This window comes from Amycolatopsis sp. NPDC059021 (assembly GCF_042739895.1).
Taxonomy (GTDB): domain Bacteria; phylum Actinomycetota; class Actinomycetes; order Mycobacteriales; family Pseudonocardiaceae; genus Amycolatopsis.
This window is the reverse complement of sequence record NZ_JBHYIQ010000059.1, coordinates 47,513-62,546: the sequence shown is the minus strand read 5'-3', so window position 1 is coordinate 62,546 and position 15,034 is coordinate 47,513. Positions and strand designations below refer to the sequence as shown.

Below are 15,034 nucleotides of genomic sequence, written 5' to 3'. Positions count from 1 at the left end.
TGGGCTTGTTATTTGTGTAATAAGACACTGTATACCCGTGCTTTGTCGGCGGCAGCGACAGTTGTGTATACGAGACAGGACCGTAAGGGACGACCAAACAAACGCGCGCCCCGCGATCGTGCGGGGCGCGCTGTCAGCGGAAGGAACCGCCGATCACGTCCAGGTGGCCGCGCAGCTCTGCACGCAGTCCTGCGAGCGGTACACCGAGTCCGCGGTCTTCCCGCCGAGCGCGGTGAGCTGGTCGAGGTGTTCGTTCGCGGCTTTGTGGTACACGCCGTGCCGCGCCACCATCGCCTCCCCGTTGCCGTCGGAGAAGAAGGACGCGTTGGCGTCCTTGGCGTGCTGGTACACGTCGGTGAACGACCCGCTGTCGAGGCCGCCGGTCTTCCGCATTTCCTCGACCTGGCCCAGCACCGGTTCGAAATGCATCAGGATCTGGTCGTTGGACATGTTTGTCTCCTTTCCCTTGTGGAGAACCGATCAGACGTTCATGGCGGTGCTGATCGCCCCGCTGTCGATGTGGAAGTCCCCGGCCGAGGCGAGCATGCGGCCGTTGTCGGAATCGTTCTCGAAGTACCTGGTCGCCGAGGACACCATGGTGTCGGCCAGGCCGTCCCCGGTGGTGGTCAGCCCCTTGTTCTGGCTGAACCGCTCCGGTTCGATGCCCTGGAACATGCGGCCGCCCTGGCCCTTCCACACCGCTTCCAGGCCGGTGTTGCCGCCGTTGAGGCGGGCGTTCCGGCCCGCGATGTCCTCGCAGTGCTGACGCCAGTTGTCGGCGACCCGGCGCATCTGGTCGGGATCACCGTTGATGAAGTCGAAACCTGACATATCACCCTCCGTTCCGTTACCGTGAGGGCGTTTCCCGGCAGGCCGGGGCGCGTCCTCACCGTGCCGACGCTAGTTCGCCGGGACGGCCGATCCGGCCGCACGGCACGTTCCTGCCACGAGGGCCGGCTCCGCTCCCGCGTGACCGACGATGTGGGTATGGCGACTGTCCTGGTCAAGCGGCCCGCCCGGAAGCAGGCCCCGGAAATGCCCGCCGGCGAACTGATCCTGCAACCGCCGCCCGCGATCCCGGCCCCGCCGGGGCGGCAGTGGGCGCAGGTGTTCATGGTGCTGCCGATGGTCGCGATGATGGCGTCGACCGTGCTGCTGTATTCGGGCGGCATGGCGGGCGCCGCGCGGTTCGCGGTCTACGGGCTGATGGGTGTCGGGATGCTCGGGATGATCGCCGTCGGCGTCCTGCAGGGCGGTGGCCCGAGCAAACGCGAAATGGGGCAGGCACGGCGCAAATACCTGCGGCACCTGTCCCAGCACCGGTTGCGGCTCCGCCGGGCGGTGCGCCGTCAGCGCGCGGCCTTGGACTACCTGCATCCGGAGCCGACGGCGTTGTGGTCGCTCGTGGCGAGCTACCGGCTGTGGGAGCGCCGCAAGGAGGACGAGGACTTCGCCGTCGCGCGGATCGGCCGTGGCGCGCAGGGCCCGGCGCTGACGCTCGTCGCCCCGGACACCCTGCCGCTGGAAGAACTCGAGCCGCTGTCCGCCTTGGCGCTGCGCCGGTTCCTCACGACCTACAGCACCGCCGACGGGCTTCCGCTGGCGATCGCCGTCAACGGGTTCAGCCGCGTCTACCTTCAGGGAGACCGCGAGGCGGCGCTGGGCATGCTGCGTGCGGTACTGGCCCAGCTGGCCGTCCTGCAGTCACCCGAGGATCTGCGCGTCGCGGTCTGTGTGAGCGAGGACCGCCGCGCCGACTGGGAATGGGTGAAGTGGCTTCCGCACGCCCTGCACCCCGTGCGCTCCGACGCGCTCGGTCCGCTGCGCCTGGTCGCCCCGTCCATTTCCGCGCTGGAGTCGATCCTGGAAGAGGAACTGGGCGCGCGCCCGCGGTTCGACCCCGCGGAACAGGTCAGCGTGCCCGGTCCGTATCTGGTCGTCGTCCTGGACGGCGGGATGTCCGCCGGATCCGATCACCTGATGACCGGCGGCGGCGTCGAGGGCGTCACGGTGGTCGATCTGACCACCGCTCCGCCGCGGGCGCTGGACCGGTCCGCGGTGGTGCTGGAGGTGGCCGACGACGGCACCCTGTCCAGCCGGACGGCCGAGGGGAACACCCGCCTCGGCGAGGCGGACTTCTTCGACCCGGTCGCCGCCGAAGGGCTGGCGAGGCAGCTCGCGCCGCTGCGGCTCAGCTCCGGCATCCGGGGGGACGCGCCGATGAGTTCCGAACTGGGCCTCGCCGAATTGCTGGGACTGGGCGATCCCTATGACCTCGACCCGGACGAAACGTGGGTGCTGCGGCCGAATCGGGACCGGCTGCGGATCCGGTTCGGCATCCAGGAGGACGGCACGCCGATCGACCTCGACCTGAAGGAATCGGCCCAGGAGGGCATGGGCCCGCACGGTCTGCTGATCGGGGCCACCGGCTCCGGGAAGTCGGAGCTGCTGCGGACGCTCGTGCTGGCGCTCGCGGTCACGCATCCGCCGAGCTCATTGAACTTCGCGTTGATCGACTTCAAGGGCGGCGCGACCTTCACCCGGCTGGACAAGCTGCCGCACACGAGCGCGGTGATCACGAACCTGGCCGAGGAACTCCATCTCGTCGACCGGATGACCGACGCGATCAACGGCGAGCTGATCCGGCGTCAGGAACTGCTGCGCGCGGCCGGGAACTTCTCCTCGCTGCGTGACTACGAGAAGGCCCGTCAGGCGGGCGCGCCGCTGCCCGAGGTGCCCACCCTCGTGGTGATCTGCGACGAGTTCTCGGAACTCCTTTCCGCCAAGCCGGATTTCATCGACATGTTCGTCCAGATAGGACGGTTGGGTCGTTCGCTCGGCGTGCACCTCCTGCTCGCCTCGCAGCGGCTGGACGAGGGCAGGCTGCGCGGGCTGGAAGGCCACCTGTCCTACCGGATCGGCCTGCGGACCTTCTCCGAGATGGAGAGCAGGGCCGTGCTGGGCGTCCCCGACGCGTTCAAACTGCCCAGGGCGCCCGGAAACGGCTTCCTCAAGATCGGCACGGAGTCGATGGTGCGGTTCCGCTCCGCCTACGTCTCCGGTGTGCACCGGCGGATCAGCCGGTCCGGCACGTCCGTCAGCGCGCCGGAACACCTGGCACTGCACGAATACACCACCGCCTACCACGCGCCGGCGCTCGAGGCCGAGGACACCGCCGCCGAACCCGTGCCCGATCCCGACACCGCGATCGGCGAGACGCTGCTGGACATCATGGTCGATCAGCTGGTCGGCCGGGGCACGCCCGCGCACCAGGTGTGGCTGCCCCCGCTGGACGAGCCGCCGACCCTGGACCAGCTGTTGCCCGAGCTGGTCACGCATCGCGAGCGCGGGCTGACCGCCAATTCGACCGAGCTGGCAGGCGCGCTGCGTCCGGTGCTCGGCATCGTGGACCGGCCGTTCGAGCAGCGGCGCGATCCGCTGACCCTGGACCTGTCCGGGGCGGCGGGCCACGTGGTGGTGATCGGCGGGCCGCGAACCGGCAAGAGCACCGCCCTGCGCACGCTGATCCTCAGCCTCGCGCTCACCCACACCCCGCGCGAGGCGCAGTTCTACTGTCTCGACTTCGGTGGCGGCACGCTCGCCGCGCTGGACGGCCTGCCCCATGTCGCCGGTGTCGCGGGCCGGCTGGACACCGGCGCGGTCCGCCGTACCGTCGCCGAGGTCGCCACGCTGCTCGCGCAACGCGAACGGCGGTTCGCCGAGCACAAGATCGACAGCATCGCCACCTACCGGGCGAGGAAGGCGGCCGGCGAATTCGCCGACGATCCGCACGGCGACGTGTTCCTTGTCATCGACGGCTGGCTGACCCTGCGCAACGACTTCGACCAGCAGGAGGACCTGGTCGGCGACATCGCCGCGCGCGGGCTCGCCTACGGCGTGCACGTGGTGGCGGGCTGCTCCCGCTCGTTCGACCTGCGGATGAACGTCCGGGACCTGTTCACCAGCAGGCTGGAGCTGAAGATCGGCGATCCCATCGACTCCATCATCGACCGGCGCGCCGCGATGGGCGTGCCCGCGGACTGCCCCGGCCGGGGACTCGCGATGAGCAAGCACCAGATGCTCGTCGCCCTGCCGCGCATCGACGGCGTGACCGGCGCCGGAGACCTTGCCGACGGGATCGGCGGCCTGGTCGAGGCGATCGCGCGGGCCTGGCCGGGCGAGGCCGCGCCACCGGTGCGGCTGCTTCCCGGGGTGTTCCCCCACGAGGAACTCCCCGCCGCCGATGTGCGGACCGGGCCCGGCGCGGGGCTCGCGGTCGGCATCCACGAGCACGACCTTTCGCCGATGCGGCTGGATTTCGCCAAGGACCCGCATTTCTTCGTGCTGGCCGACACCGAATGCGGCAAGACCTCGTTCCTGCGGGTACTGGCCCGCCGCATCTGCGCGGCACACACCCCCGAACAGGCCAGGATCGTGCTCATCGATCACCGCCGGGGACTGCTCGGCGAGATCCCCGGCGAGTACCTGCTCGGGACCGGCACCAACGACGCGCACAGCATCGCCCTGATGAACGAGGTGGTCACGGCGATTTCCCGGCGGCTGCCGGGACCGGACATCACGCCCGAGCAGCTGCGGGCCCGGAACTGGTGGCAGGGGCCGGAAATCTTCGTGCTCGTCGACGACTACGACATGGTGGCCACGCACAAGGACCATCCGCTGATGCCGCTGCTCCCGCTCGCCGCGCAGGCCTCGGACATCGGCCTCCGGGTCGTGCTGGCCCGCCGCTCCGGCGGTGCGGGCAAGGGGTTGTACGAGCCGTTCCTGAACCGGCTGCGCGAGGTCGGCGCGCCCGGTCTGATGATGTCGGGCGACCGGGACGAGGGACCGCTGCTCGGCGGGATGCGTGCCCAGGTGCTGCCGCCCGGCCGCGGCTGGCTGGTCGACCGGCGGGGGAACAAGGGCCTGGTGCAGCTGGCCTGGCAGCCGCCACGGGACTAGCGCGGGGATCGCGGCGGCGGATGGCGGGTTCCTGCCGCCGCCCGTCCGGCGCGCCCCCGCGGTGTTTGAGTGGACAGCGACGAGTCGAGTCAGGAGCGCATGATGGCACCACCGGACAAAATGGACGGTATCCCGAAGGCGATGCTGCGGTTCGCCGACAACGCGGTGAGCCTGGCGCGGGACGCACTGCCCAAGGAGGTCGCAGGCCGGGGCGGCGGGCAGTGTGGTGGCGGGATGAACGGGCACGAAGAGGTACTCGCCGCCGACAACGAGACCACTGTCCAGCTCTACGAGTTCCTCACCCGGTTCAAGGAAGCCACGAGCGCGCTGGGTCTTTTCGCGCACAAGGCCGGAACCTCCTACCACTTCACCGATGACGCCAACCAACGCGACATCGCCAGGGCCGCGTTCGACGATTACACCCGGACCGCCTTCGCCGGGATGACCGGCGAGGGCCTGCCCCGGGTCCTGCCCTCCCTCGAATCCCCTGGCAACGAGTAGGCCATGATCGACTACCGTTCCCTCTCCCTCGACGAACTCCACACCATGATCGTCACGGAAGCGGAGCAGCACGCCCCGCTGCTCCATTCGGCGGCCGCGATGTGGAAGGCGAGCCGCGTCTGGCTGGACTCGCGGGCCGGGCTGCTGGCGAGCCTCCGGACCACCCTCGGCGAGTCCTGGAAGGACCTGGCGGGCACCACCTTCGACAGCGAGGTCGGCAAGGTGGTCGCCGTCGCGCGGTCCTGGACCGACGGCGGGATCACGCGTCCCGAATCGGGGGCGCCGTGGGCGACCACCGCCACCATGGACGACATCGACCGGGCGCTCACGTCCCTCGCGGACGGCATCTGCAACGTCCGGCGCTACGTGGACGACCGGGTGCAGACGCTGCCCGCCAACGCGTCGGACAAGGACAAGACCGATACCAGGGACGCGGTCGCCTGGGCGATGAACCTGCTGACCCCGGCGTACCACGACGCGGCCGCCAAGCTGCGCGCGGCGACCGGAAGGTCCCTGTCCGGGGTGCCGCTGGCCGCGGTGCCCTCGTCCGGACCGGCCGACACGCCGGGCCCAGGGCCGGGCCCGGCGCCCGGGGTGTCGGATTCGGGCGGTGCCGACCCGAACGCGGTGAACCCCGGGGAAACCCCCGGCCCGCAGAACGCTCCCAACCCCAACGATCCCGGCAAGACCAAGGAGAATTCCCCGGAATCCCCGCTCGTGACCGCGAAGAACGCGGTGGACGTGGCGAGCAAGCTGCTCGACCTCGCCAAGAACGCGTCCGGGGGAACCGGAAACGTGCCCAGCCCCATCGGCGGCACGTTCGACCCGGCGGACCTGTATCACCCCATCGATCCCGCCGCCGTCGCTGATTCCCTTGTGCCGCAAGCGGATCCGGGACTTCCCGGGCTGGCCTCGGCCGGTGGTGGGGGAGTCGGCGGCGGGGGACTCGGTGGGGGCGCGGCCGGGCTCGGCGGTCTCGACGGTCTCGGCGGAAACCCGGTCACGAACCCGGCGCAGCCGCCGTCGCCCGGCGGCGGGACCGCCGGTGGCGCGGCCATCCCGGCGGCCTCGGCCTCCACGGGCGGCACGGGAACCGGCGGCAGCGGGGCTGTGCCGCCGATGTATCCGCCGCAGTCCGGCGCGGGGCGCGGGGCTTCCGGCGGTATCCGGCCAGGGGCGGCCGAACAGGTCAACGCCGTCCGCTCGCGCAAGCCCGGCAGCGGAGCCGGGGTCGTCCTGTCCGGCCGGGAAGGGCAGGGCGGCAAGGGCAGGAACACCAAGGAAACCCCGGCCCTGGCGAAGGCCACGAAGCCGAAACCGAAACCACCGCCGGCCGTGCCCAGCGAACCCGTCGAAGTGCTCGACGAAGAGTTGTGGCGCGTCGGCCCGTCCGGCACCGAACGCAGTTACCGAACCTGAGGAGGGGCAGATGTCCGACGCTTCGTTCATCAACGGCAACCCGGAGGCCATGGCCACGTTCTCCGCGCACACGAAGGCGCCCGCGCCGCCTGCGTCGCTCGGCAGGTTGCTGGGCGAACCGGCCGCACTGGCCGGGACGATCGAGGGAATTCTGATGGCCGTGCTGGACAAGGCCGCCACCGGGGTGGCCGGCGCCTACATCGCCAACACCAGCGAGGACATGACCACCATTTCCGCGAAGGTCAAGGCCGCCGCGGCGAAGTACAGCGCCACCGACCTGATCAACAGCATCGACCTGGCCACTTCCACGGTGAAGCTGGCCGACAAGGGCCTCGGCGTCGTGAAGCAGCTGTCCGGCGGCAGCGGTGGCGGGAAAACCCCGGGCACCGACGCGACGGGGACCACGCCGGGCGGCGGCGATCAGCAGGCGAGCACCCCCGGTACCACGTCGTCCGGCGGTTCGTCGGCGAATCACCCCGCGCAGAAGAGCGTCTGAAGAGGAGATGACCGGTGATTCCCTACAACGTGCTGCCGCCCGAGGCGCACATCGCGATGATCAGCGCCGAGCAGGCGCACATTCCCACGCTCCGCAGCGCGGCCGCCATGTGGCAGGAGGTGCATTCCTGGAGCCAGACCGCGGCCGCGGACCTGCGGCGGAACGCGGGTGACCTGACGCTGGCGGACTGGCGGGACAAGGCCGCGGATTCCTTCGAGGCCAAGGTCGGGCGGTCGATCGCCGACCTGACCATGTGGAGCGACCGGATCGCGGCGTCCCAGGTGACGACGCGGCTGAACGCACTGGCCGACACCCTGCCCGCGACGCAGCTGGCCGTGCAGGGTTTCTTCGACGAATACCTGGCGACGCGGATGAATCCGCTCACCTGGGGACTGGCCATCCAGGCCTGGCAGAACTCCGCGATGGCGATGAACACGCTGGGCGGGCACTATGACGGCGTCATGCTGTCGGTCTGCCAGGCCGCGGGCGCCACCAACCCGGCGGATCTCATCCCCAACTTCAACGTCTCTTCGGCCGACGCGGTCAAGACCGCCGACGCGGCCGTGAATCTGCTGACCGAGGTGCAGAGCCTCGCGCAGGCGGCCGGGATCGGCGGCAGTAGTAGTGGCGGCGGGACGTTGCCGAAGCTGCCCGACATTCCCGGTCTTTCGGACGGCACGCAGGCGGTGGGCTGGAATCCGCAGGACTGGGCGTCCTGGCAGGGGCCGTCACTGGCCGGGCTGGGGCCGGGCTCCCTGACCCCGGGTGATCTCGCCGCCGGTTCGGCAGGCGGACTGCCGGGCCTGTCCCCGGCCGGTTCGGCCCCGGGGCCGTCGGGTCTGCCGTTCGGGGCGCTCGGCGCGGCGAACAGCGGGCTCGGTGCGATCCCGGCGGTGCGGGCAGGGACGGGAAAACGCTCCGGCGCGGATTCCGGGGTCGCCTCGGGCGCCGCGGCCGGTTCGGCCCGGGGCAGCGCGGGTGGGATGGTGCCCCCGATGACGCCGCACAACCCGGCCTCCGGCTCCGCCGGAACCCTGCGCCCTGGCACCGCCGAGAACGCTGACGGCCAGTCGGCGGGCGGCAGGCGGAAGGCCACCGGCAACGACGGGGTGACGGCCGCGCTCCGCGGCCGGGCGGGCGGCACCGGCCAGGAGGGCTTCGCCCACCGCCCCTACAGCCTGAGCGAGTCGGGCACCGGCACGGTGGAGCTCATCGAAGCGAGCGACTGACCGGCTCGCGGTGACCCCGCCCCGCCTCGTCGCCCGGTCGCTCGACGAGGCGGGGTTCGTCCACTGTGGACCGTCGGCCGGCCTGTGCCGGACTCAGGACATGCTGACCGGGAAGCGCAGTTCGAAGATCGCGCCGCCTTCGTCGGCGTTGTAGACCGACAACGTGCCGCCGTGTGATTCGGCGACCCAGCGCACAATGGACAGTCCCAGCCCCGACGATCCGCCGGTGCTGGTGAAGCGGTCGAAAGCGTCTTCGGTGAGCGTGGTGTCGATGCCCGGCCCGTGGTCGGCGACGGTCACCGTGCCCCCGGCGACGGTGACGTGCACGATCGCGGGCGCGCCCGGCTGCCGCCCGTACCGCAGGGCGTTGTTCAGGAGGTTGCCGACCGCGCGCTGCACCAGCGCCGGATCGGCGTTCACCTTGGTCGGCGCGGCGGTGACGGTGACCTGCGCGCCGTCCGGCTCGGTGTCCTCGACGACGCCGGTCACCAGCTGATCCAGCCACACCGGCTGGATGCTCAGCTGTTCCACGCCCGCCGCGAGCCGGGCCCGCACCAGCAGATCGTCGATGATGCCGCCCATCCTGGCGGCCAGCCGGACCGTGCGGGGCAGCAGATCGGCCCGCTGATCCGGATGTGCCATCGCGGTCTCGGCGAGCGCGCGCAACGCGGCGACCGGCGTGCGCAGATCGTGCGCGGTCTCGGCGAGCAGCACCTCCTGCTGCTGCAAAGCCGCCGCGGCGGGCCGGATCGACCGCCCGGACAGCAGATGCCCCGCGAACCCGAGCGCGCCGACGAGCAGGACACAACTGCCGACCACGAGCAGCACGAACCGGGTGTGGTCCGCCGCGATAGGCCGGGTGTCCTTGACCGCGACCACCGCGGCGAACGGCTTGCCCGTCCGGTTGAGCAGCGGTTCCGCCCGGAACTGGACCAGCTCGCCGCCCGAGCCCTGCTGGTAGCCGGTCACGACTTTGCGGCCGCGCACGGCGTCGGTGGCGAGCCCGTCGAGCACCCGGACGTCCATCGGCACGCAGGTTCGCTGGGACACGTGCGGATCGAACGCGGCCGCGCCGCCGGGCAGGATCGCGAACTGCGGGCACTGCTGGTTCAGCACGTCGGGCTTGACGAGGTCGAAGCCGATGGTGCCGTCGAAGCTGACCAGCCTGCTGACCGAGGAGGTGACGCGCAGCAGGTCGGCGTCCATCTTCTCGGTGCCCTGCTTGCTGTCCTCGCTGATCATGAACCAGGCGAACGCGATCAGCCCGACGGCGTTGATCACGGTGAACAGCGCGGTCAGGCCCCAGCGCAGCCTGCGCAGCCCGTCGGCCGAGGAGCGGCTCACAGCGCGCCGAGCCGGTACCCGAGGCCGCGCACGGCGTGGATGAGCTCCGGTTCCCGCAGCTTGCGCCGCAACCGTTTCACGACCGCGTCGACCACATTGGACATCGGATCGGTCTGGCTGTCCCAGCAGTGCTCGATCAGATCCGCCCGCGCCACGGTGTGCCCCGCCCGCACGAGCAGGTACTCCAGCACCGCGAACTCCTTGTTCGACAGGGTGAGCAGCACCCCGGCCCGGCGCACCTCGCGGCGCGCGCAGTCCATCACCAGGTCGTCGTGCCGCAGCACCGACGGCCGGTCGGCGCCGGCGCGGCGGCACAGGTTGAGCACGCGTTCGGTCAGCTCGGCCATCGCGAACGGTTTGACCAGGTAGTCGTCGCCGCCGTGCTCGAACCCGGCGACCCGGTCGGCCAGCGCGTCGCGCGCGGTGAGGAACAGCACCGGGGTCCGCCAGCCGTGCCCGCGTCGCGTGTGGACGTACCCGATGGCGTCCCCGTCGGGCAGCATCCGGTCGAACACCACGCAGTCGTAGTGCGTGGCGCCCAGCGCCCGGTCCGCGCCCGCGATGTCGCCTTCGGCGCCGACGTCGAGACCGGCCGCCCGCAGTTGCGCGGTCAGGGCGACCCGCAGATTCTCGTCGTCCTCGACGACCAACACCGTTGTCATCAAAACCTCATGTGCGCGGAGAGAAGGTGGGCGCATGCTCGGCAACGCTAACGCGTCGGCGAGCGTAGACCATCGGATCCGCGAGATCTGGCATGAACAGGCCGTCGCAGGGGCGGCGGGAAGAAGTAGAGGGGATGCGCCATGAACCAGCCGAGCAGGCTCAGCCTCGTCGAGAGCATCGCACCGGCGGGCTCCGGGGTCCGGGCGGGACAGGCGGGACTGGACGGGCTCGTGGCGTCGGCGGTCAGCGAGGTGCTGATCATGAGCGCCGACGCGAACTCCGGGCCGATCGGCGAGTTCCGCCGGATCGCCCACGCGAACCTGCGCGCCGGGGTGCGCTGCCGGGCGTTGTTCCCGGACTCGGCGCGGTTGTCGAGCACGCTGAGCGGGCTGTCGCTCGCCGGGGCGCAGGTGCGGACCGACGCCGAGGTCCCGATGGAGGCGCTGGTGATCGACCGCCGGTCCGTGGTGCTGCCGGTGGACCGGACCGGCACCGGGAACCAGACGGGCGTCGCGGTGTTCCGGCTGCCCGGCGTGGTCACCGCGACGGCGGGGCTGTTCGAACGGATCTGGCAGGCCGCGGTGCCGCTCGCGCCTGCCGAGCTGCCGGATCCCGACGACGAGCAGATGCTGACCGGCCGGGAGCGGGACCTGCTGGCCCTGCTCTGCTCCGGCAGCACCGACGAGTCGGCCGCGGCGCAGCTGGGCATTTCGGTCCGCACGGTGGGCCGGATGGTCGCCGACATCATGAACCGGCTCGGCGCGCGCAGCCGCTTCCAGGCCGGCGCGAAGGCGGTCGACCGCGGCTGGCTGATGGCCAAGGCGGGCTGATGGACCTCGCATCCGGCCGGACGCTGGTGGTCGCGGACCAGCCCGGCGCCTATCCGACCATCGGCGACGCGCTGGCCGACGCGCCGGACGGCGCGATCGTCACCCTCGCCGAGGGCACCTACCACGAGGTCCTCGAACTCGTCGGCCGCCGCGTCACGCTGCCCGCGGCGGACGGCGCGAAGGTACTCGTCGACGGCCGCGGCGCGGACCGGCCGGTGTTCGCGGCGCGGGGCGGTTCCCTTACCCTGCAAGGGATCGAGCTGTGTGCCGGGGACGCCCCGGCGATCTCCGTGCACGACGTCGCGTTCACCGCGCGCGACTGCGTCGTCTCCGGCGGGCGGGGCCCGGCGATCGACATCCGGGGGATGGCGGGCTTCGAAGTGACCGGCTGCGTCGTCACCACCGGCGAACAGGGCATCCTCATCGAGGGCGCGTCCGGCAGGCTGGAGAACACCACCGTCGAGGACGTGACCGGCGACGGCATCATCGTCGCGATGGCGGCCGATCCGGTGCTCCGGAACTGCGTGGTGACCGGCTGCGGGCTGCGCGGCGTGTACGTCTACCAGTACGGCAGGCCGGTCATCGAGCGGTGCGAGATCACGCGCACCGGCCACGAGGGCATCGCGGTGGCCCACCACGGCACGCCGGAGTTGCGCGACTGCACGGTCCGCGACACGCGGGGCGCCGGGATCGCGTTCGCCGCCGGTTGCGGGGGCAGCGTTTCCGCGTGCCGGGTGGAGAACACCGCCGAACCCGGCATCGCGATCGCCGAAGGGGCCACGACCACCGTGGCCGGCGGCGCGGACCCGGCGAGCGCCGGTGGCCAGGAACTGGACGAGCTGCTCGCCGAACTCGACGCCATGATCGGCCTGCCGGGGGTGAAGGCCGAGGTGCGTTCGCTGATCGACGAGCTGCAGGTCAACGAATGGCGCCGCCGGGCGGGGCTGCCCGTGGGCTCCACCGGGCACCATCTGATCTTCGCCGGGGCGCCCGGCACCGGGAAGACGACGGTGGCGCGGATCTACGGCAAGCTGCTGAAGGCACTGGGAGTGCTGCCGCGCGGGCAGTTCCGCGAGGTGTCCCGGCGCGACCTGGTCGGCCAGTACATCGGGCACACCGCGGAGAAGACCGCGGTGGTGTTCGAGGAATCCCGGGGCGGGGTGCTGTTCATCGACGAGGCCTACACGCTGTCCCGCTCGGCGGGCTCGGGTGGTGACTTCGGGCAGGAGGCGATCGACACGCTGGTCAAGCTGATGGAGGACCAGCGTGACGAGGTGGCGGTGATCGCGGCGGGCTACACCGGGGAGATGGCGGACTTCCTCTCGGCCAACCCCGGTCTCGCGTCGCGGTTCGGCAAGACGATCGAGTTCGCGAACTACACCCCGGACGAACTGCTGGGCATCATCCGCCGGATGGTGGAAGCCGGGGACTACGAGCTGGACCGGGCCGCCGATCCGGTGCTGACCGGGTTCTTCGAGCGGATGGTCGGCGAGGAGAACTTCGGCAACGCGCGCGACGCGCGCCGGTTGTTCGAAGGTGTGCGCAAGGCGCAGTCGCAGCGATTGCGGCAGCTCGGCCGGATCCCGGCGGTCGCGGAACTGCGCACTCTGGTCGTCGCCGACGTGGAGGCCGCGGCCGCACGCTAACGTGCGCGTGTGCGGGTGCTGGTGACCGAGGACGACGACAACTTGCGGGTGGCGCTCGACGCCGCCCTGCGCGGCGCTGGGTTCGCGGTGGACACCGCGGCCGATCTGCCGGGGGCCGACGAGGCGCTGTTCGTGAACGCCTACGACTGCGCGGTGTTCGACCGGATGCTGCCCTCGGGCGACGCGCTGTGGTACGTGCACCAGCGGCGGAACGCGGGCTGGGGAGTGCCGGTGCTGTTCCTGACCGCGCGGGACAGCGTGGCCGACCGGATCGACGGGCTGCGGCTGGGCGGGGGCGACTACCTGGTCAAGCCGTTCGCCATGCCGGAGCTGGTGGCCAGGGTGCGCAGCCTGTGCCGCGGCGGCCCGGCCGGGCCGCCGCCGACCATGATGCTGCGCTGCGCGGACGTCGAACTGGACGGCGGCAGGCACCAGGTGACCAGGGCCGGGGTGCTGCTCACCTTGACCCGCAAGGAATACCTGGTCCTGGAGCGGCTGATGCAGGCCGCCGGGCGGCCGGTGTCGCGCACCGAGCTGATCTCGTACGCCTGGGACGAGGCGGCGGATCCCGCGTCGAACGTCCTGGACGTCGTGATCGCCCGGTTGCGGCGCAAGCTCCGCGATCCGGTGCTGATCCACACCGTGCGCGGCATCGGCTACCAGATGAGCTGATCAGGTCACCGTCGGCCGGTTCGCGTACTCCTCGCGTTCCCAGGCCCGCGACGCGACGATCTCCTCCATCGCGGCGACGGCGGTGCCGACGTCGAGGTGGCGCAGGTACAGCGGGGCGAACCCGAAGCGCATGGTGTCGGGAGCGCGGAAGTCGCCGAGCACCCCGCGGTCGGCGAGCGCGCGGACGATGCCGTAGCTGTGTTCGTGGCGCAGCGCGACATGGCTGCCGCGCCGCTCGTCCCGCGGCGTCACGACTTCGACCCCGGCATCGCCGAGCCGGGCTTCCACGAGGTCCATGAAAAGCCCGGTCAGCGCGAGGCTTTTGGCGCGTACCTGGCCGAGATCGACGTCCTGCCACAGCCGGAGACCGGCCTCCAGCGGCGCGTAGGAGAGGATCTGCGGCGTGCTCGTCCGGAAGCGGTCGATCCCGTCGGCGGGCTCATAGCCGACGGTGAACTCGAACGGCGCGCGATGTCCGTGCCAGCCGGAAAGCGGCTGCCGCGCGGCCTCCTGGTGCCGCCGGGCGACGTAGGCGAACGCGGGCGATCCCGGGCCACCATTGAGGTATTTGTACGTGCACCCGACAGCGAAGTCCGCTCCGGCCGCGTCGAGTTCGACGGGAAGAGCGCCGACGCTGTGGCAGAGGTCCCAGACGACCAGCGCGCCGCACGCCTGTGCCTGCCGGGTCGCCTCGGCGAGGTCGGTCAGCGCGCTGGTGCGGTAGTCGACGTGGCTCAGCACCACCACCGCGACGTCGTCGTCCAGCGCGCCCGCGAGGTCCGGCGCGTCGCGGCCGATCAGCCGCAGCCGCTTGCCTTCCTGCGTGCCGAGCGCCCCTTCGATCATGTAGAGGTCGGTCGGGAACGCGTGGGCCTCGGCCACCACGACACCGCGTCCCGGCCGCATCGCGAGCGCGGCGAAGAGCACCTTGTACAGGTTGAGCGACGTCGTGTCGCAGACGACGACCTGGCCGGGCGCGGCGCCGATCAGCGGGGCGACCAGTTCGCCAACGGTGCGGGGTTTGTCGAACCAGCCCGCCGTGTTCCAGCTGCCGACGAGCCCGTCGCCCCACTCCTCGTCGACGACCTCGGTGACCCGCGCCCTCGCCGCTTCCGGCAGCGCGCCCAGCGAGTTGCCGACCAGGTAGACGACGTCGCGGGGCAGCCGGAACCGGTCCCGGAACGCGGCGAGCGGGTCGGCCGCGTCGAGTGCGGCCAGCGAGTCGTCGGTGGTGCTCATGGATTCCTTCCGGATGGGGGCGTTTCCCCGGTATAC

At 71.4% G+C, this 15,034-nt stretch carries 13 protein-coding genes; 8 read left to right on the top strand and 5 right to left on the bottom strand.

Annotated elements, in window-relative coordinates; all coding sequences use genetic code 11:
• Nucleotides 1-153: 153 nt before the first annotated feature.
• Both ACFWX1_RS29835 and ACFWX1_RS29830 read right to left on the bottom strand, forming a co-directional pair.
• Entirely contained in the window at nt 154-450 is a 297-nt protein-coding gene (locus tag ACFWX1_RS29835; RefSeq protein ID WP_378392909.1) for a hypothetical protein, read from the bottom strand.
• A gap of 30 nt (nt 451-480) precedes the next feature.
• Complete coding sequence (locus ACFWX1_RS29830; RefSeq protein ID WP_378392907.1) at nt 481-831, bottom strand: WXG100 family type VII secretion target; 351 nt, start codon at nt 829-831, stop codon at nt 481-483.
• Between the two features lie 156 nt (nt 832-987).
• Between ACFWX1_RS29830 and eccCa the strand changes: the two genes are divergently transcribed.
• The 5 genes from eccCa to ACFWX1_RS29805 all read left to right on the top strand — a co-directional run bounded on the left by eccCa (nt 988) and on the right by ACFWX1_RS29805 (nt 8,604).
• Nucleotides 988-4,959 (top strand): type VII secretion protein EccCa, encoded by a 3,972-nt coding sequence (gene eccCa, locus ACFWX1_RS29825; RefSeq protein WP_378392905.1) that lies wholly within the window; start codon nt 988-990, stop codon nt 4,957-4,959.
• A gap of 69 nt (nt 4,960-5,028) precedes the next feature.
• Nucleotides 5,029-5,460, top strand: coding sequence for a hypothetical protein (locus tag ACFWX1_RS29820; protein WP_378325507.1), 432 nt, complete (start codon nt 5,029-5,031; stop codon nt 5,458-5,460).
• Nucleotides 5,461-5,463: 3 nt separating this feature from the next.
• Entirely contained in the window at nt 5,464-6,879 is a 1,416-nt protein-coding gene (locus ACFWX1_RS29815; RefSeq protein ID WP_378392903.1) for a hypothetical protein, read from the top strand.
• A 10-nt stretch (nt 6,880-6,889) separates the two neighbouring features.
• On the top strand, nt 6,890-7,375 hold the full coding sequence (locus ACFWX1_RS29810) for a hypothetical protein (RefSeq protein ID WP_378392901.1): 486 nt from the start codon (nt 6,890-6,892) through the stop codon (nt 7,373-7,375).
• A 14-nt stretch (nt 7,376-7,389) separates the two neighbouring features.
• Entirely contained in the window at nt 7,390-8,604 is a 1,215-nt protein-coding gene (locus ACFWX1_RS29805; RefSeq protein ID WP_378392899.1) for a hypothetical protein, read from the top strand.
• A 93-nt stretch (nt 8,605-8,697) separates the two neighbouring features.
• Here the strand turns inward: ACFWX1_RS29805 and ACFWX1_RS29800 are convergent, their stop codons facing one another.
• On the bottom strand, nt 8,698-9,948 hold the full coding sequence (locus tag ACFWX1_RS29800; protein ID WP_378392897.1) for a sensor histidine kinase: 1,251 nt from the start codon (nt 9,946-9,948) through the stop codon (nt 8,698-8,700).
• Nucleotides 9,945-10,610, bottom strand: coding sequence for a response regulator transcription factor (locus ACFWX1_RS29795; protein ID WP_378392895.1), 666 nt, complete (start codon nt 10,608-10,610; stop codon nt 9,945-9,947). Before ACFWX1_RS29795 ends, ACFWX1_RS29800 begins: the two co-directional genes overlap by 4 nt.
• Before the next feature lie 141 nt (nt 10,611-10,751).
• Here ACFWX1_RS29795 and ACFWX1_RS29790 point away from each other — a divergent pair, with 141 nt between their 5' ends.
• From ACFWX1_RS29790 to ACFWX1_RS29780, 3 genes are read left to right on the top strand one after another with little or no spacing between them, the layout of a single operon-like run.
• The gene (locus ACFWX1_RS29790; RefSeq protein WP_378392893.1) at nt 10,752-11,441 is read left to right on the top strand and encodes a LuxR C-terminal-related transcriptional regulator; all 690 of its coding nucleotides are present in this window, start codon (nt 10,752-10,754) and stop codon (nt 11,439-11,441) included.
• Nucleotides 11,441-13,087, top strand: coding sequence for a right-handed parallel beta-helix repeat-containing protein (locus ACFWX1_RS29785; protein WP_378392891.1), 1,647 nt, complete (start codon nt 11,441-11,443; stop codon nt 13,085-13,087). Before ACFWX1_RS29790 ends, ACFWX1_RS29785 begins: the two co-directional genes overlap by 1 nt.
• A 9-nt stretch (nt 13,088-13,096) precedes the next feature.
• Complete coding sequence (locus ACFWX1_RS29780) at nt 13,097-13,759, top strand: winged helix-turn-helix domain-containing protein (protein ID WP_378392889.1); 663 nt, start codon at nt 13,097-13,099, stop codon at nt 13,757-13,759.
• On the opposite strand, the gene kynU is transcribed toward ACFWX1_RS29780, so the two are convergent.
• Nucleotides 13,760-14,998, bottom strand: a complete 1,239-nt coding sequence (gene kynU / locus ACFWX1_RS29775) for a kynureninase (RefSeq protein ID WP_378392887.1) — start codon at nt 14,996-14,998, stop codon at nt 13,760-13,762.
• Nucleotides 14,999-15,034: the final 36 nt, after the last annotated feature.